This window comes from Hymenobacter sp. (assembly GCF_031398885.1).
Lineage (GTDB): Bacteria > Bacteroidota > Bacteroidia > Cytophagales > Hymenobacteraceae > Hymenobacter.
This window is the reverse complement of record NZ_JANNOD010000020.1, coordinates 81,381-99,087: the sequence shown is the minus strand read 5'-3', so window position 1 is coordinate 99,087 and position 17,707 is coordinate 81,381. Positions and strand designations below refer to the sequence as shown.

At 65.1% G+C, this 17,707-nt stretch carries 14 protein-coding genes; 7 read left to right on the top strand and 7 right to left on the bottom strand.

Annotation, left to right across the window (positions count from 1 at the left end):
- Positions 1-131 precede the first annotated feature (131 nt).
- From RMO51_RS02625 to RMO51_RS02615, 3 genes are all read left to right on the top strand, one after another.
- A complete protein-coding gene (locus RMO51_RS02625; protein WP_310391730.1) occupies positions 132-2,129 on the top strand; it encodes a gliding motility-associated C-terminal domain-containing protein in 1,998 nt (665 codons plus the stop codon).
- Between the two features lie 124 nt (positions 2,130-2,253).
- Positions 2,254-2,592 carry a YbaB/EbfC family nucleoid-associated protein gene (locus RMO51_RS02620; RefSeq protein ID WP_310391729.1) on the top strand — a complete coding sequence of 113 codons (339 nt, stop codon included), beginning with the start codon at positions 2,254-2,256 and terminating at the stop codon, positions 2,590-2,592.
- Between the two features lie 31 nt (positions 2,593-2,623).
- Complete coding sequence (locus RMO51_RS02615; protein WP_310391727.1) at positions 2,624-3,730, top strand: glycosyltransferase family 2 protein; 1,107 nt, start codon at positions 2,624-2,626, stop codon at positions 3,728-3,730.
- Between the two features lie 263 nt (positions 3,731-3,993).
- On the opposite strand, the gene RMO51_RS02610 is transcribed toward RMO51_RS02615, so the two are convergent.
- The 3 genes from RMO51_RS02610 to RMO51_RS02600 all read right to left on the bottom strand — a co-directional run bounded on the left by RMO51_RS02610 (position 3,994) and on the right by RMO51_RS02600 (position 10,235).
- Positions 3,994-5,346 carry an MFS transporter gene (locus tag RMO51_RS02610; protein WP_310391725.1) on the bottom strand — a complete coding sequence of 451 codons (1,353 nt, stop codon included), beginning with the start codon at positions 5,344-5,346 and terminating at the stop codon, positions 3,994-3,996.
- 133 nt (positions 5,347-5,479) lie between these two features.
- Complete coding sequence (locus tag RMO51_RS02605; protein WP_310391724.1) at positions 5,480-6,907, bottom strand: SusD/RagB family nutrient-binding outer membrane lipoprotein; 1,428 nt, start codon at positions 6,905-6,907, stop codon at positions 5,480-5,482.
- A 34-nt stretch (positions 6,908-6,941) separates the two neighbouring features.
- A complete protein-coding gene (locus tag RMO51_RS02600; RefSeq protein WP_310391722.1) occupies positions 6,942-10,235 on the bottom strand; it encodes a SusC/RagA family TonB-linked outer membrane protein in 3,294 nt (1,097 codons plus the stop codon).
- 688 nt (positions 10,236-10,923) lie between these two features.
- Here RMO51_RS02600 and RMO51_RS02595 point away from each other — a divergent pair.
- Positions 10,924-11,427: a hypothetical protein gene (locus RMO51_RS02595; protein ID WP_310391720.1), complete on the top strand. Its 504-nt coding sequence runs from the start codon at positions 10,924-10,926 to the stop codon at positions 11,425-11,427.
- Positions 11,428-11,433: 6 nt separating this feature from the next.
- Here RMO51_RS02595 and RMO51_RS02590 read toward each other — a convergent pair whose 3' ends face one another.
- Together RMO51_RS02590 and RMO51_RS02585 are read right to left on the bottom strand one after the other, a co-directional pair.
- The gene (locus tag RMO51_RS02590; protein ID WP_310391717.1) at positions 11,434-11,769 is read right to left on the bottom strand and encodes a hypothetical protein; all 336 of its coding nucleotides are present in this window, start codon (positions 11,767-11,769) and stop codon (positions 11,434-11,436) included.
- Positions 11,770-11,802: 33 nt separating this feature from the next.
- Entirely contained in the window at positions 11,803-12,021 is a 219-nt protein-coding gene (locus tag RMO51_RS02585; RefSeq protein ID WP_046242767.1) for a PspC domain-containing protein, read from the bottom strand.
- 162 nt (positions 12,022-12,183) lie between these two features.
- Here RMO51_RS02585 and RMO51_RS02580 point away from each other — a divergent pair, with 162 nt between their 5' ends.
- Entirely contained in the window at positions 12,184-13,992 is a 1,809-nt protein-coding gene (locus tag RMO51_RS02580; protein ID WP_310391714.1) for a tetratricopeptide repeat protein, read from the top strand.
- Positions 13,993-13,995: 3 nt separating this feature from the next.
- The gene (locus tag RMO51_RS02575) at positions 13,996-15,048 is read left to right on the top strand and encodes a pyruvate dehydrogenase complex E1 component subunit beta (protein ID WP_310391712.1); all 1,053 of its coding nucleotides are present in this window, start codon (positions 13,996-13,998) and stop codon (positions 15,046-15,048) included.
- Positions 15,049-15,124: 76 nt separating this feature from the next.
- Here the strand turns inward: RMO51_RS02575 and RMO51_RS02570 are convergent, their stop codons facing one another.
- Entirely contained in the window at positions 15,125-16,549 is a 1,425-nt protein-coding gene (locus RMO51_RS02570; protein ID WP_310391711.1) for a hypothetical protein, read from the bottom strand.
- Positions 16,550-16,709: 160 nt separating this feature from the next.
- Between RMO51_RS02570 and RMO51_RS02565 the strand changes: the two genes are divergently transcribed.
- The gene (locus tag RMO51_RS02565) at positions 16,710-17,276 is read left to right on the top strand and encodes a DinB family protein (protein ID WP_310391709.1); all 567 of its coding nucleotides are present in this window, start codon (positions 16,710-16,712) and stop codon (positions 17,274-17,276) included.
- A 1-nt stretch (position 17,277) separates the two neighbouring features.
- Here the strand turns inward: RMO51_RS02565 and RMO51_RS02560 are convergent, their stop codons facing one another.
- Positions 17,278-17,700: a thioesterase family protein gene (locus RMO51_RS02560; protein ID WP_310391707.1), complete on the bottom strand. Its 423-nt coding sequence runs from the start codon at positions 17,698-17,700 to the stop codon at positions 17,278-17,280.
- Between the last annotated feature and the right edge of the window lie 7 nt (positions 17,701-17,707).

The window sequence follows — 17,707 nt, the reverse complement described above, 5'->3', positions numbered from 1 at the left end:
GCCATTCGGGGCTGGCGGCCCTGCCGTGCGCGGCGGTCAGCCGAGGCCGAGGGGTTTCGGTGGGGGCTTGGGCCGACGTTTTCCGCGTGGGGGGCCCTATCTCGCCCCGGCCCACGTTACGAGTGCTCCCTATGAAGCTGGTGACCCGCTGCTTTTTCTTCTTTGCCCTGCTGCTCGCGGCCGGCGTCGCGCGGGGGCAGTCCTGCGAGTTGCCCAACCCGATGGGGGGCTGCACTTTCGATGCGTTTGACGCAGCCACTGGCCAGCCGGTCAGTGCTTTTTGCGTGGGGCGCGGGGTGCGGTTTGCCCCCTGCCCCAGCCGGACCATCGACGACGACCTGGTTTTTTACGGCGTCCTGCCCGGGGTGGGCACCACCTTCACCGCCTCGACCCCGCGGTGCAAGCCGCCTTTCCTGTCTCCCGCCGCCACGCCCTACGTCTACACCCCGCAGCCGGCCGACGTCGGCACGGTGACGGTGTCGGAGCTGGCCAACGAGGGCAACGTGGCCAAGTACTACATCCGCACCTTCCGGGTATACGCCACGCCGCCCCCGTCTTTCACCCTGCTGCCCTGCCCCGGCGGCGGCGCCCTGGTCACCGTGACCGACGCCACCTACGACAGCTACTCGGCGCAGGTGAGCGGCAACCCGGCGACCTTCCCCGTGACCCGCACCCCGGGCACCGTGCTGCCGGTGCCGGCGGGCGCCACGGTCACCGTCACGGGCAGCTATGCCGCCACGGCCCTCTGCACGGCCAGCGCCAGCCAACCCCTGCCCGCGCTGGCGCCGCCGCAGACGCCGCTGTTTACCAGCCTCACCTTGCAAGGGGCGCTGCCCGGCGGCGCGGCCACCCTGGCCGTGGGCCAGCTGCCGGCCGGCTACCGCTACGTGCTGCAGCTCGAAACCGCCGGGGCCTTCCGCGACGTGGCCCCGGTACCGGCCGGCAGCAGCAGCGTGGCCCTGCCCAGTGCCCCGGCGGGCTGCTACCGCCTGCTGCGCACCGACGCGTGCGGGGGCAGCCCGGCCACCTCGGCCACCATCTGCACCCTGAGCCTGACCGGCAGCTCCACCCAAAACCGCAACCAACTGGCCCTGACCACCAGCGCCGGGCCCGGCACTACCTATGCCGTTACCCGCAACGGTATCCCGCTCACCACCTTCACGGGCACCCCGCCCTTGCTGGAAGATGCCAACGTGCAGTGCGGCACCACCTACGCCTACCGCGTGACGGCCACCCAGCCGGGCGGCGGCGCGGCCGCATCCAACGAAGTAGCCGTCCGGACGGAGTCGGCCCTGCCCCCGCGCCAGCCCCAGCTGCTGGCCAGCTTCAACCTGAATAACGTAGTGGAGCTGACGCCCCTGCTGGCCGCGCCCCTCGCCCCGGGTAGCACCCTGCGCTACCGGCGCGCCGCCGGCGGCCGCCCGGCGGCTGATTTCGGGAACGTAGCCGCGACGGCCCGCGCCCAGCGCGACTCTGCGGCCCTGGCCGAGCTGCGGGCCAACCCGCCCTGCTACTCGCTGCGCCTCACCGACGTGTGCGGCAACGCGGCGCCCGAAAGCGCCAGCACCTGCCCCGCCCTGCTCACGGCCCGCGCCGACAACCCCGACGGCACCGCCGCGGCCCTGACCTGGAGCGCCTTCGTGGGCCCCGACCCCGCCACCCCGGCGGTATACGCCCTCCAGCGCCTGGCCGCCGATGGCCGCGTGCTGAGCACGGCGGCCGTGAATGGCGGCAGCTACACCGACCTGACCCCGCCGCCCGACCAGCAGGTGCTGCGCTACCGCCTGCAAATAAGCGGGGCCGGCCTGCCCGCGGGCACGTTCAGCTACTCCAACCTGGCCACCGTCACGCGGCGGCTTTTTCTCAACATTCCCACGGCCTTCACGCCCAACGGCGACGGCCTGAACGACGTGCTGGAAGTGAAGGGAAAGTATTTGCAGAAATACACTTTCGTGGTGGTGGACCGCAACGGGCAGGAAGTATTTCGCGGCACGCAGCGCACCGACACCTGGGACGGCCGCATCCGGGGCCGCGCGCCCGTGCTGGGCACCTACGCGTGGCGGTTTCAGCAGACGGACGAAGACGGCCAGCCGTTCACCGCCACCGGCTCGGTCACGATTCTGAAATAAAATAGCGGCCCGGAACCAACCGCCGGCTCACTTTCGGCATCTGCCGGGGCCGACGGCTCGCACTTTTCGAGCCTTCCCGTGTTCTGCTCACTGATAATTGTTACCTGTTAAACTGACAAAGACCATGGCATTCGACCTCAACGGCATGATGGGCAAAGTGAAAGAGCTGCAAGACAAGATGCAGCAGGCCCAGCAAGAAATTCAGCACATCAGCGCCACGGGCGAAGCCGGCGGCGGCCTAGTACGCGCCACGGCCAACGGCCACCGCAAAATCCTCAAGCTCGAAATCGACGAAAGCCTGCTCACGCCGCAGGACCGCGACATGCTGGCCGACCTCGTGGTGGCCGCCGTGAACAAGGCCCTGGACGAAGCCGGCGAGCTGGCCCGCCTGGAGCTGCAGCGCAAAACCAGCGGCCTGATGCCCAACGTCCCCGGCCTCGACCTGAGCGGCTTTGGCGCCTAAGCTGAACGCTTCGCTCAATGAAGAATTAAGAATGAGAAATGAGGAATTAGGGGGCGACGTGGAAAAGAAAGCCTCAAGCGTAAATTCTTCATTCCTAATTCCTCATTCTTCACTAAGCGAAGCGTCCACCGTGGCCATTGTGGTGCTGAACTGGAACGGGGCGGGGTTCCTGGCCCGCTTCCTGCCCGGCGTGCTGGCCCACGCCGACGGCGCCCGCGTGGTGGTGGCCGACAACGCCTCGACCGATAACTCGGTGGAGCTGCTCGCCCGCGACTTCCCCACGGTGGAGCTGCTTCTGCTCGACCGCAACCTGGGTTTTTGCGAGGGCTACAACCAGGCCCTGGCGCAGGTCGACAGCGACTTTTACGTGCTGCTGAACTCCGACGTGGAAGTGACGCCGGGCTGGCTGCGCCCCCTGCGCGCGCTCCTGGAAGGCAACCCGCGCATCGCCGCCGTGCAGCCCAAAATCCTGGCCCACGCCGACCCCACGTATTTTGAGTACGCCGGGGCCGGCGGCGGCTACCTCGACCGGCTGGCCTACCCCTTCTGCCGCGGCCGCTTGTTCGACACCTTGGAAAAGGACCACGGCCAGTACGACGACCCGCGCCCCGTGGCCTGGGCCAGCGGGGCCTGCCTGCTCGTGCGCCGGGCGGCCTGGCAGGCCCTGGGCGGCTTCGAGCCGGCCTTTTTTGCCCACATGGAGGAAATTGACCTCTGCTGGCGCCTGCAAAACGCCGGGCACGAGGTCTGGTACCACGGCGGCGGCGCCGTGCGCCACGTCGGCGGCGGCGCCCTGCCCAAAACCAACCCCCGCAAAACCTACCTCAACTTCCGCAACGGCCTGGCCCTGCTCTACAAAAACGCGGCCCCCGGCGAGCTCTACGGCCCCCTGCTCCAACGGCTGGTGCTGGACGGCGTGGCGGGCCTGCGATTTTTGGCCGCGGGCCAGGGCGATAATTTCTGGGCGGTGCTGCGGGCGCACTTCAGTTTTTATGGGAAGTTGGGCTACTGGCGCACGCAGCGCCGGGCCGCCCGGCCCCGGCTGCGGGTGGCCGAGCGGCCCGGCGTGTACGCGGGCAGCGTGGTGTGGGCCTACTTCGGGCAGGGCAAGCGGAAATTTTCCGAACTGGGGCTATGATGCAGGCCCTCAGGAAAGATTAGCGAGATTGGTGGCTGAGTAAAAGGTGCGGCCTTCAGCCGTTTGCAGGCGCCCGCCACCTGTTGTGCCCTACAGGATTGGTTGCTCCCAAAAAACTGCCTTGCCGTCCGAGTCCTATGCAAACCGCACGCCCCCGTCCTGCAATATGACGATGGCCATGCGCCCGGGTTCGGCCAAGCACAGACGGCTTGCGGCGGCGGGCCAGCAGTTCCGGGGCCAGGTTGCTAGGGTAGTAAGGGGTTTTATCGGACGAGCTGCGCCACCTGCTTTTCTGACTCCTTATCTTCTAACTCGGCAAGCTGCTCTATCTGCTTGTCGATGTTTAAAAAATGCATCGTAAGCCACGCCAGGGCAATCATTCCAACAAACGAGAAGAAGGTTATTTCCCAACTGAAATTATCCTTGATGGGGCCTATCAGCGTGGCGCCGACCATAGAGCCAAACGCCCCAATCGTCATGTAGAAAGTGAAGTGGCTGGCGGAAATTTTCTTGGAGCTGCACTGCATGGCAATGGCGTAAACGCCAATTTTTGCGAAGGCATTGAGCCAGCGGTACCCGATGATGAATCCGTAAATAAAGGGGGTGTTGCTCCAGTATATTTTCAACACGCTCAGCGCGATGACCATCAGAATAATAAGAGCAAAATAGACGCTAATCATGCGTTTCTTCCCGAATCTCTCAATCAGGTAGCCGCCGATGAGCATGCCCCCGATGCCGCCAATCAGGTCCGCCGTGGCAAAGGCCTGCCCATAGAAAACGTTGGTCCAGCCGGAAATTTTAACGGCGAAAAGGGGCAGCAGCGTTTCAAAGTAATTGTAGGCCCCCATCGTGATAAATAGCAGCAGGGAGATTATCAGAGAGTTTTTCAGGCGAAAAACATTGAGCAGGGACTGCAGGATAGCGAGCCAGTTGGTGGCCTGGAGCTTTTTGGCGGCCGGCGAGGTGGTTCCCACCGTCCAGGGGGCTATTTTTTCGCCCGGCTGTTCCCTTAGCCAGATGGGCACCAGCGTCATGAAGCCAATCATGGCCGCCACCGCCAGCATGGCCGCCGTGAAGCTGTAGGTACTCAGCATCCAGCTGCCCAGGGCGAGGGCTAATGAGCTGCCAATCATCCGGGCGCCGCCCATGAACCCGTTGGCCCGCGCCTGCTCGTCTTCGGGGATGACGTCGACCGCCATCCCGTCGGTGGCGGCGTCCTGAATGGCCCCGAACGCCGACACCCCGAAAGCGGCCGCCATGAACAACTGCAGGTTGTTCAGCGGGTCCGGCACGTAGGCCATGGCCACGAGGCTGGCCACCAGCCCGATTTGCCCGAACAGCACCCAGGGCCTTTTGCGCCCCATGGGCAGGTAGGTGTAGCGGTCCATGAGCGGGGCCACAACGAACTTAAACGTCCACGGCAAGGCGCAGGCAAAGGCAAAGCCCCCGATTTCGCCCGGGGTTTTGCCCTTCATGGCCATCCAGGCCGGCAGGCCCACGAACAGCATCCCCATGTTCAGCCCTTCGGCAAAATACAGCGCGATGAAGTTGAAATACCTCCAAAACCCGTTCTCCGCAAGCGAAGGAAAGCTGCCGTGGTTGCTGGTCTGATTCATTAGATGCGCGTTAGGTTGCTGGTGTGCCGCTGGCTGGTGAGCCGCTTGCGTTAAGTTTTGTACCCTTCTTCACGGCTCTTCGGCTCGTGCCGCTGGCAGTGGTGCCAACCCGTCGAACAGGCGCTGCACCTGGTTAGAAGAGGGGCACGCCCGCGAATTGGTTCGGCAGGGGCTGGGGCACGTTCGGGTTGGTGTTCACCTCGTTCTGCGGATAAATGAACCGCTGCGGCTTCTGCGTGCCGGCGTAGAGCGGAATGGGCAGCTGCACCACGGGTGTGGCCTTGGCCAGACGTCGATAATCGTTGAAGGCTTCGTATTGCATCAGGAAGCAGATGTAGCGCTGGCTGATGATTTCGTAGAGCAAAGCGGTTTGCACCGTCGCCAGTCCGGTGGGGTTGGCCAGCCCGGTGGGGCTGAAATCAGTCAGCGCGTACGCGTCGTACCGCCGGCCCGGGGCCGCGATGGTTTTGCCATTGACGTAGCCGGTGGCCAGGCCGGCCCGCACGGCATTCAGCGCCGTGAGGGCGGCAGCGGGCACGTTCAGGCGGGCCTGTGCTTCGGCAAGAATCAGCTGATTCTCGTAGTACGTGAGGATGGGATGGGGCGCGTTGGCGGTGAAGGCTCCGTCGGTAGTGTTAGGGTCGAGGCTGCCCGTGGCCGTGATGCCGACCTTGAGGTAGTGGTTGTAGAGGGCGGTTTCGTCGGTTTTGGTGTTGGCCGAGCCGATGCGGGACTGCATCAAGCGGGGCAGGTACGCGCCGTCGAACCCCGTGTCGCCGGCCCGGCTCACCCGGAAGAAGTCGTAGTTCTGATTGATGTCGACGCCCTGGGCCGTGCCGTGCGGCACCAGCGCGTCGCCCGCCGGGCCGGCAATGCCCGCCGCGGCGCTGGCCACGGCGCGGGGGTAGTCGCCGGTGTGCAGGTAGAGGCGGGCCTTGAGGGTGTTGGCCGCCGCTTTCCACTTTGCCACGTCGCCCCGGTAAATGAAATCCTGCGAAGCAAACGCCAGCCCCGTCGGGGCCGAAAGGTTGGTGATGGCGTTGTCGAGGGTGGTTTGCAGGGCCGCGTACACCTCGGCCTGCTGGTCGAACACCGGCGTGGGGAACGCCGCGTCGTTGAAGGCCTGGCGGTAGGGCACGTCGCCGTAGAGGGCCGTGGCCTTGGCAATGACCAACGCCTCCAGGACCTGGCCCACGCCCTTGGTCCACTGGTCGCCCACCGCGTCGGCCTTGGTCTGCATCAGCCGGGCCTGGCTGGCCACCGGGTAGAGCGGACTCCAGAAGAAGCTCTGCGACGAGACGATGTACTGGGCGTAGCCCTGGTGCGCGCGCGACAGCCCGTTCAGCTCGCCCGCCCACAGCGAGGCGATGCGCACGTCGGTGTCCTCGTGCAGGAACGACACGCCCAGCAGCGTGCCGGCCAGCAGCGTGGTCACGTCCACGTCCGTCACCACGTTGGGGTTGTTCTGGATGTCGGGCTCCTGAAACAGCCCCTGGCAGCCGGTCAGCAGGTTGACCGCCAGCAGGGCGGCGATGACTTTCTGGGAAAATACTTTTTTCATGATTCTGCTTCGATGAGGCGGTTGAGCCGTCGGCTTAGTAGGTGACGCGCACGGAAAACAGCAGCGACTTCGTGTTCGGGTTGGTGAACCAGTCCTGCCCGCGCGCCAGGCCCGCGCCCGTGATGTTCACTTCCGGGTCGGTGCCGGTGTACTTGGTCCACAGCACCAGGTTGCGCCCGGTCATGCTGAAATCAACGTTCGAGAGGTGCGTGAACTGCCGAAAGCCCGGCCCGCCCAAGCGGTAGGTCAGGGTGGCCTCGCGCAGCCGCGACACGCTGCCGTCTTCTACAAACTGCTTGTAGGAGGCTGAGTTGGACGCCGAGCCCCGGCCCTGCCACCACGCCTGGTTGATGGCCACCGGCCCCGCCCCAAAGTCCTTGATTTGCCCCTGGAAGGCCGTGCCGGCCGGAATCAGGGCGCCGCTCACGTCCTTCAGCCCGCCCGCCGGGGCCACTACCGTGCTGCCCTGGTCGCCGTGCGTGCCAAAGGCGTAGAGGGAGCCCCGGGTGCCGTTGAAGAAATCGTTGCCGGCCACCCTATCAAACAACACGTAGAGCGAGAGACCTTTGTAGGCGAAGGTGCTGCCCAGGCCGCCCCGCCACTTCGGGTTGGGGTTGCCGATGATTTCGTTGCTGATGCCGCCCTGCGGAAACCCGTTCGCGTCCAGGATGTACTGGCCCGCGTCGTCCTTTAGGAAATCGGTCGAGTAAAAGATGCCGAACGGCTGCCCCGGAATCAGCGACGAATTCTGCATGTAGCTGTCGGGCAGGATGTACACCGAAGCCCCGGCCAGCGACACCACTTCGTTGCGGTTCAGCGAGAAGTTGCTCGTCAGGTTCCAGCTGAAATCGCCCCGCCGGATAACGTCGGCCCCGGCGTCTAGCTCCAGCCCTTTGTTGGTCAGCTCCGCCGCGTTGCTGTTGCGGATGGTGTAGCCGGTTTCGTTCGGCACGCTCAGCGACAGGATGACGTCCTTCGTGCGGTTGCGGTAGGCCGTGGCCGAGAAGCTGACGCGGTTGCGTAGGAAGCGCAGGTCCACGCCCACTTCCGACTCCGTTTTGCGCTCGGGGCGCAGGAATTCGTTGCCGGCCGCGGTGCCGCGCACGTAGCCCCCGCCGTAAAGCGGGCTGGCCGCCGTCAGGCCCCGCGTGAACATGTCGGCGTAGACGGCCGGGCCGAAAGTCGTAAAGTTCTGGTAGGGCTGGGGCTGAATGCCCACCTGCCCCCAGGTCAGGCGGAGCTTGCCGAAGCTCAGGACCGAATTGGTCTCCAGGCCGCCCAATTTGCTGAACTGCCAGCCCAGGGCCGCCGAGGGGAAGAAGAAGCTGCTGTTGGTTTGGGCCCCGAAGGTCGAGGCGCTCTCGCTCCGGCCGGTCAGCGTCAGAAACAGCATGTCGTAGGCCTGCACCTCGGCCTGGGCGTAGTACGCGTAGGTCCGCACGAGGGAATTGAGGTTGCTGGCCGACAGGTTGGAGTTGAGTGCGTTGGTCAGAATATCGGGCGCCGTCGGCACAATCAGGTTGCTGATAGCGCTCGACAGGGTGGCGCGCCGCCGGCTGTTGTAGTTCACGCCCAACAGCAGCGACCCGCCAAAGCGGGGGCTCAGGGTTTTGGTGGCGGTGGCGAAGGCGTCGGCGTTGAACTGCTTTTCCGCAATCCAGTTCTTCGACAGGAACCCGTTCTGGAAGTTGCCCGACGTGCGGCCGAAGCGCTCCAGGCGGTTGTCGGTAAAATTATCGACGCCCGTGCGGCCCGTAATGCTCAGCCAGGCCGCCGGGGTCACGTCCAGCTGCAGGCTGCCGATGAGCCGGTCCACGTCGCTGGTGTTGCGGTTGTTGTTGATGTTCCAGACGGGGTTGGAGTAAATCGTGCTCAAATCCCGTCCCAGCGGGTTCCGGTACGACGCGTGCGCGTTGGTGAACACCTGCCCGGCGGGGTTGGTGAACGTGCCCGCGTAAGCGGCATTGTCGTAGTCGGCCGGGGTGCGCAGGCTGCTCAGCATCACCCCGTCCACGTTGTCGCCCTCCTGAATGCGCGACGAGCCCGTTTTGGTGTAGCCCACGTTCGCCGCCGCCCGGAACCAGTCGGTAAACTGGCTGGCCATGTTCACCCGGGCGGTGTTGCGCTGGTAGTCGCTGAAGGCCTTGATGACGCCCTCCTGGTTCAGGTTGGCGTAGCTGACCAGGAAATTCGACCGCTCGTTGCCGCCGCTGACGTTGACGCTGTTGTCGGTGAAATACCCCGTCTGGAACACGTCGTCGGTGTGATTATAGGTGTCGCGGGCGTTTTTGCCCCCGTGCGGGTTGGCCGCCGTACCCGGCGCGATGGCGTAGCGGCTGGTGCCGTCCGCGAACGTGAGCACGCCCTGGTAGCCCGGCGCGGCGGGGCTGGTGATGTACGTGTCCGGCCCCCCCGTCCGGTCCGCAATGCGGTCGCCGAAGCTGTTGCGGTTGCCCTGCTGGTACAAGCCGCCCGAGCCCTGCCCGTAGGCGCGCTGCAGGGCGGGCATCTTGTTCACCCGGTCGAACGAAACCGTCGATTTCACGCTGATGTTGACCTTGCCCTTGGAGTCCTGGCCTTTTTTCGTGGTGATGATAACCACGCCGTTGGCGGCCCGGGTGCCCCAGAGCGCCGCCGCCGAAGCCCCTTTCAGCACCTCCATGCGCTCGATGTCCTCGGGGTTGATATCGTTGATGCGCGACTGCTGCACGATGCCGTTGCCGCTGGGCGTGGCCGTGCCGAGGTTGTCGCTGGCGTTGCTCACCGGCACGCCGTCCACGATGAACAGGGGCTGGATGTTGCCGTTGATGGTGTTCTGCCCCCGAATCTGGATGTAGGCCCCCGCGCCGGGGTCGCCGCCGTTGCGGGTCACCAGCACCCCCGACGCCTTGCCGCTCAGGCCGGTCAGCAGGCTCGTTTCGCCGCTTTTCGCCACCGCTGCGCCGTCCAGCGTCGTCACGGACGAGGCAAACCGGTCGCGCAGTGTTTTCGTACCCAGCGCGGTAACAACGACTTCGTTCAGTTGCTTAACATCGGCTCTGAACCGCACGTCAATCGTCGTGCGCTCCCCGATGGCTTCCTCAATGGTCTGCATGCCCACCGCCGTAAAGACCAGCGTGGTTCCCGCAGTCGGGACCTCCAAGCTATATGCTCCGTTGGCATCCGTCGCGGTAGCAGCGGTGGTGCCCTTCACCAGCACCGTGGCCCCCGGGAAGCCCCCGGCCCCCTCCGTCGTGCCCACGGTGCCGCTCACTCTGCGGCCCTGGGCCCACGCCGGCGAACTGCCAATGACCATCAGCAACAAACTCAGCAGTAGGTTTTTCTTCATAATTGGGGTTGAGTGCAGGAAGGACATTTGAAATGGTTTGAGATTAAGTTTCCGTGCGCCACCCTCGAGGCTTAAGGAGCCTGTTTGGAACCAAGAAATACTGTTTTTTAGCATAAGCTCAACTGGCTTTCAAGTAAGAGGCTATCAAAGTTGTTATAAATGCGCAAAAATGTAACAGGTCAAATACTGCTATTCACCGTACCTGTTTGTTCTTGACCCAGGCTTTTGCCATTGCTTTTTTGTCAGCAGGGATGCCTCGTCGGGGCCGCCGGCATGGGCTGGCTGGCAACGCCCAGTGCGTTTTTAAAACCCGGGACCCGACGCTCTACCGCTGCTGGCAAATATTTCGGATTGCTTCACCTCCTCAGCCAGTTCACGCAAGTCGGAGGCCCTGCCGACACGGAGCGACTCAGACTTGCCTGGGGTTATGGGTTATGGCTGGCCCCGGATTGGGAGTGGGCCAAACCTTTGCCAAGTGCGTTAATGGAGGAGGTTAAGGGAGCAACACCGGGGCAATGGGTGAGGTTTAAGCGGTGACCTAATCTCGGCTGATATTTCGACTACAGTTGCTGATAACTGTTCTAATGCGGACCGGGTACAGGGTCAGGGACTCGCGCACCAGCCCGCCGCAGCGCTAGCGCAACGAGCAGTTGAAGGCCTCGACAATACTGGTTTAGCTCTCGCCCCCGTGGCTTGGGCCAGCGGGGCCTGCCTGCTCGTGCGCCGGGCGGCCTGGCGGGAATTGGGCGGCTTCGAGCCGGCCTTTTTCGCCCACATGGAGGAAATTGACCTCTGCTGGCGCCTGCAAAACGCCGGGCACGAGGTCTGGTACCACGGCGGCGGCGCCCTGCCCAAAACCAACCCCCGCAAAACCTACCTCAACTTCCGCAACGGCCTGGTCCTGCTCTACAAAAACGCGGCCCCCGGCGAGCTCTACGGCCCCCTGCTGCTGCGCCTGGTGCTCGACGGCGCGGCGGCCCTGCGGTTTTTGGCCGCGGGCCAGGGCGATAATTTCTGGGCGGTGCTGCGGGCGCACTTCAGCTTTTATGGGAAGTTGGGCTACTGGCGCACGCAGCGCCGGGCCGCCCGGCCCCGACTGCGGGCGGCCGAGCGGCCCGGCGTGTACGCAGGCAGCGTGGTGTGGGCTTACTTCGGGCGCGGCAAGCGGAAATTCAGCGAGCTGAACCCGTAGAAACAGTTATAACGGCAACGTGGCCCGAACAAAGCCCAGCATTCTCTTGTCGCTCATTAGGTGCAGCCAGTGGGGCAGCAGCACCAGTTGCTGACCACCGTAGCTCCAGTCGCTCAGCAAAGCCAGGCACAGAGGTGCCGCCACTAAAGAGGGCAGCAGTACGAACGCAACCAATGCCTTGGGGGCAAACCTCAGATACGCTGCCAGGTCCGGGGGTGTGACGGAACCCATTATTCGGTCGAATGCCGCCGGTATCCGCCTGCTATACAGGTAGCGGAAGCCCAGCATGACCATGGTGTGGATGGCCAGAGCTTCCGCGGTGGTAACAACGGTGCCGCTCATGGTGCTGTTGGTGGCAATGGTTGGGCTACCGCCCTACAAATCCCACACGGTGCTGCGCTGCTGGCGCATGGCCCGGCGCACGTTCATCCAAAAAGCGCCGGCGAAGTAGAGCACAATGGGCGAGCCGAACGTGAAAAACGACGCGTAAACGAACGAAAGCCGGACGCTGCGGGTGCTGAACCCCCACTTCTGGGCCAGGGCCGAGCACAAGCCGAAAGACTGCGTTTCGAGGTAGTCGGTGAAGCGTTTCATAGGCGGTAGCAGCTGACAATAGACAGATTCTCTGGGCTAAGATAAGGCTTGCATGACGCTGAGGCAAGCTTGAGCGCGTAATTTTACGGGCCCGGGTCCGACTAATTTGGTTGTCCTTACGTTGGTACGGTTGTTTTTTGTTTTCCTGCGTTGCGCGTTTTGATGATAAACTTTTTGCGGCCAGTGGCCCACGGGCTGCTGGCAGCCACCCTCCTGCTTTCGGCCTGCGCCCTGCCGCGGGTCCTCAAGCAGGCCGAAACCGGGCGCACCGTGGTGGCCCGGCCCGCGCCCCTGACGGCCTCCGGCGAGGCCGTGCCCTTCGAAGTGGTGGCCCGCGTGCCGGCCCTGCACCTGCGCAAAGGCGTGGCCTACGAGCTGCTGCTGCGCTACCGCTACGAGCACGGCCTGCGCGAAGACACCCTCGGCCGCATTGCCTTCACGGTGGGCAACTACGTGTACGACGACGAAAACAAGGGTCAACTCAAGGCCACCCAGAAATTCAGCCTGCCCAACACCCCCAGCCGCAACCCCGGCGAGCTGCTGGCCCGCGCCCAGGTACGGGAGGTGAAAAAGAACGGCCGCGTGCTGCGCGCCCCCGCCGACGTGCGCGTGGCCCGCGGCATCACCGACCCGGCCCGCCTCGTCACCCGCGAAGACACCGTGCTTGCCCTCTTGCCCGAGCAGGCCAGCAACACCATGAGCGGCACCCGCGTGCTGCCCTTCTTTTTTGACGAGGGCCAATGGTTCATCCGCGGCTACCTGGGCACCAACGTGCAGGCCTTGGAAGACCTCATCGACGCCAACCAGCAGACCAAGCAGGTGCTCATCATCGCCGGCCACTCGCCCGACTCGACCGACGCCCACAACCGCCTGCTGGCCAGCAAGCGCGTGCGCATGCTGCTCTACTACTACAAGCAGCGGGTGAAGAATTATTCCTACCTGAACAAAACCGAGAACATCCGCTTCGACACCCTGGCCTACACCCGGCGCTGGGACACCTTCCTGAGCAAGGTCACGACTTCGGCCCTGAAAGCCGACCAGATTGACTCCGTCGTCAGCATCATCAACGACACCCGGGGTACGTTCGAAGAGAAGGAAAAGGCCCTGCACCGCCTCACGTACTTCGACTACCTGGAGCAGTACATCTACCCGGTGCTGCGCTTCGGCACCGTGGCCGTGACCTACACCGCGCCCAAGCGCTACGATTCGGAGGTGTACCTGCTGGCGAAAAAGATTGTGGCCAAGCAGCTTGAGGCCGACGCCCTCACGCCCGAGGAGCTGCGCTACTCCGCCGCCCTTACGCCGCTGCTGGCCGAGAAGCAGCGCATCTACGAAACCGCGGCCGCCAACACCGCCAGCTGGGAAGCCTTCCACAACCTGGGCGTGGTGCTGCTGCAACGCGCCGAAAAGGAGCCCACCGACAAAATCCGCCGGGCCTACCTGCGCCGGGCCGCCGTCAACTTCACCCTGGCCGCCCACCGCAACCCCACGGCCGAGTTCTTCTACCACGCCGCCACCGCCTACCACCGCGCTGGCGACCGCCTCGAAGCCCTGCAGAACTACGACTACGCCATCAAGCTGGGCGGCGCGGCCCCCCTGCTGCGCAAAATCTTCTCGGACCGCGCCGCCCTGGAAATCGAAGTGGGCCAGCCCGACGAGGCCCTGCGCAGCCTGCAATACGCCGGGCCTTCCTACCAAAACGCGCTCAATCGGGCCCTGATTCTGGTGGGCCGCGAAGGCTACGAACCCGCCCTGGAGCAGTACCGCGCCGCCCAGGCCCTACGCCCGACGGCCGCCGCCCCGGTTTACGGCATGGCCGTGGTGGCGGCCCGCCAGCAGAACGAGGCCGCTGTGGGCACCTTCCTGAAGCAGGCCGTGGCGCTCGACCGCCGCTACGCCCAGCGCGCCGTAGAGGACCTGGAGTTCCAAGAGTACGCCCAGGGCAAAGTGTTCCGGGAGGCCCTGCGCTGAGCGTTGCCCGTCCGCCCGGCCCATCGTAGCTTTGCCAAACGGCTCAAAACCGCAGTTTACCTAACGAAAACCATGCGTCAAATACAATTCCGGGAGGCCTTGCGCGAGGCCCTGTCCGAGGAAATGCGCCGCGACCCGCGGGTGTTCCTCATGGGCGAAGAAGTGGCCGAATACAACGGCGCCTACAAAGTGAGCCAGGGCATGCTCGACGAGTTCGGGCCCGAGCGGGTGATTGACACCCCGATTGCCGAGCTGGGTTTCGCCGGCATCGGCGTGGGCGCGGCGGTTAATGGGCTGATTCCGGTCATCGAATTCATGACCTTCAACTTCTCGCTCGTCGCCATCGACCAGGTGATTAACTCGGCGGCCAAGATGTACTCCATGTCGGGCGGGCAGTACTCCTGCCCCATCGTGTTCCGTGGCCCCACCGGCAACGCCGGGATGCTCAGCAGCCAGCACTCGCAGAACTTTGAGAACTGGTTTGCCAACACGCCGGGCCTGAAAGTGGTGGTGCCCAGCAACCCCTACGACGCCAAGGGCCTGCTCAAAACCGCCATCCGCGACCCCGACCCGGTCATCTTCATGGAGTCGGAGCTGATGTACGGTGACAAGGGCGACGTGCCCGAGGAAGAATACCTGCTCGAAATCGGCAAGGCCAACGTGGTGCGCCCCGGCAAGCACGTAACGCTGGTGAGCTTCGGCAAAATGATGAAAATTGCCTACGCCGCCGCCGACGAGCTGGCCAAGGACGGCATCGAGGCCGAGGTCATCGACCTGCGCTCGGTGCGCCCGATTGATTACGACACGCTGGTGAGCTCGGTGAAAAAGACCAACCGTATGGTCGTCATCGAAGAAGCCTGGCCCCTGGCCAGCATCTCGGGCGAGCTGGCCTACATCGTGCAGCGCCGCGCCTTCGACTTCCTCGACGCCCCCGTCATCCGCATCAACTGCGCCGACGTGCCCCTGCCCTACGCCCCCACCCTCATCGAGGCCTCGCTGCCCAACGTGGCCCGCGTGATTCAGGCCGTGAAAGAAGTGACGTACAGCAAGATTTAGCGTTGTTGTTCAGCAAAAAGCCCCGAGCGACGCTGGTTGCCGGGGCTTTTTTATGCCCCAGCACAAAGCAGCAAGGCTAATTCTGCGGAGCCTCGCTGGGCGGCCGGAGTTGGCGGGCCGTCGATTCTGAGAGTTGCCAGCAGCCCCAGAGCCACCCCAAGGCAACGACCAGTACGGCCAGCCGGCCACGGGAGCGCCCCAGTCCCCGCCACCACGCGGCCGGCTCCCAGCTTCCCGCCACGCCAGTGAGCACCAGCAGGTGCAGCGGCAGCAGAAACCGGCATTCCATCAGGGTGGGCAGCGCCAGTACGCACGGCAAGCTCAGGGCCAGCAGCACCGCCCGGGCCTGGCGGGCGGGCAGCGGCTTGCCCACGACGGGACGGCCACGAAGCCCCCAGGCCGCCAGCCCCAGCCACGTGCCCAGGCCCAGAAGCGCATAGTTCAGCAGCCGCAGCAACGGCTGGCCCGGCGGGCGCAGGTGGCGCGGGTACGGGGTGGGAAACCGAATGTCCAGGCCGTTGAACAAGTGCCGCAGGCAGCGCGCCGCTACGGCGAGCGGGTGGCGGGCCGCAAACCGCAGGAACTGACCGTAGCTGGCAAAGCGGCCGCCCGGCTCGGCGGCCAGGGCCCGCTGGCCGGCGGGGTCAGCAAATACCAGGGAGCGGGGAATTTCAGGAATCAGGCTCGACTCGTAGCGTTGGTAGGCGGTGCCCCAGGAAAGCTGCTTCAGGTAGAGCGGGCGGGCGCCCGGCAGGCCGGCCAGCACGAGGGGCGTAGCGCGGTGGAAATGCCGCTGGTTGATGAGCACTTGCGGCAGCAGCACGAGCGCCAGGCCCGCGGCTAGTGCCAACGCCCGCAGCCCTGAGTGGCGACCGGGCCTCGGTGCGCCAGCGAAATTGCCCGCCAGCAGCCACAGCCACCCCGGCGCGCTGGCCAGGTAAATGGGCCGGATGTTGACCGCCGCCGCCAGCAGCAGCCCCGCCGCGCCGGCCCAGGCCCAGCCCGGCCGGCCCAGCGCGGCCAGGCCAAGCAGCAGCAGGGTGAGCGCCGGCAGGTCGCTGAGGGTAAAGTTGAAATAGTCCCGCCAAAAAATAAACCCCAGCACCAGCACGGCCAGCCAACGGGCCCCGGTCAGCGACCGGCCGGCCACCCGGGTCCACAATTGCGGCAGGGCCAGCCCGAAGAGCAGCGCCGCCCAACCCGCGCCAAGTATTCGGGCGCCCGTGAGCATCGACCAGCCCGTGAAGTGGCACAGCAGCCGCGCCGGCAGCACCAGCAGCGGCCCCAGGTAGCCCCGCAACGCCTCGTCGTAGCCCAGCAGCGAAAACTTTCCCTGCGGCGTGAATTTGAGGGAAAGCTCCCAGTATTCGGCCGCGTCGAATTGAAACTGGCCGGGCAGGTAGCCGCTCAGCGGTAGGTAGGCCACGTACAGCGCCAGGGCAGTCAGCACCCGCCAATGGGCAGGCCAGGCGGTGCGCAGAACGGTGGAAACATCGGGCATGCCGGGCAAAGCTAGGGCCCGGCCGCGGGAAGCCGCCTGCTCAGGTTCACCAAATACCGCCAGCCGGGGGCCAGCGGCCGGCCGCCAACCCAACCGGATTGTCACCGTACCTTTTGGCCGGCGCTGCGCCATTGGCTCTTCTTACCTCAATCCCACCCGCATGAACCATCGCCTGCACCTCAAATTTGAACAGCTGGAACGGGCCACTGAGCGCCTGCTGGCCGCAGCCGAAGCCCTGGGAACCGACAGCGCTACGGCGCCCGCCGCCGGCCACTGGTCGGCCACGCAGGTGGTGCATCACCTGCTGTTTATCGAGGGCAACATCATTCAGTACGTGCAGAAAAAAGTAGTGAGCGATGAGAAACTACCCGCCGTGGACCTGTACACCCGCTTGCGGGCCCGGTTCGTGCGCGTGCTGCTGCGCCTGCCCGGCTTCAAGTACAAAGCGCCGCGCGGGGTGGCCACCCTCACCGAGGCCGGCAACTTGCCGTCGCTGCCCGAGCTGCGCGCCACCTGGGCCGCGTCGCGGCGGCAGTTGGAGCGGCTGCTCAACGAATTTCCGGGCCGGCTGCTGAACCGGGCCATTTTTCCGCACCCGCGCTCGGGCCGCATCACCATTTTTCAGGTGATGGAGTTTTTGCTCGACCACCTGTTGCACCACCAGCAGCAGCTCGGCCGCATCACCAAGGCCCTGCGGCCGGCGGCTTTCGTGGCGGCGCGGGCGTAGCTCAGCGCGGGCCGGCCTGGTAGGGCGGCACGGTGGCCAATCGGGCCGCCAGCTCGGGCGGGGGAACGGTGAGCTTGCGGCGGTCGAGGTCGAGCCAGGCCCCGTCCACGGTTACCGTGGCGGCGACCCGGCCATCGGCTTTGTAAAGAGTGTGCACAATGGTCCAGCGCGAACCATCGGGGCTGACACTCGCCAGGCGGCCATCGACGCGGATTTCTTCGCCGATGCTCACCTCCTTCAGGAATTTGGTTTCTTCCCGAAACAGAATGGGCCCCAGGCGCAGCTGGGCAAATCGGGCCACGCCGTAGCCCCAACTGGCGAGCAGCGCCACGCGCTGGTCGGCGGCGTAGTCGGCGTAGGCCGAGTGGCGCATGTGGCCGTTGGGGTCCATGTCGGCCCAGCGGGTGCGGTAAGTGACGTCCATAAATAGT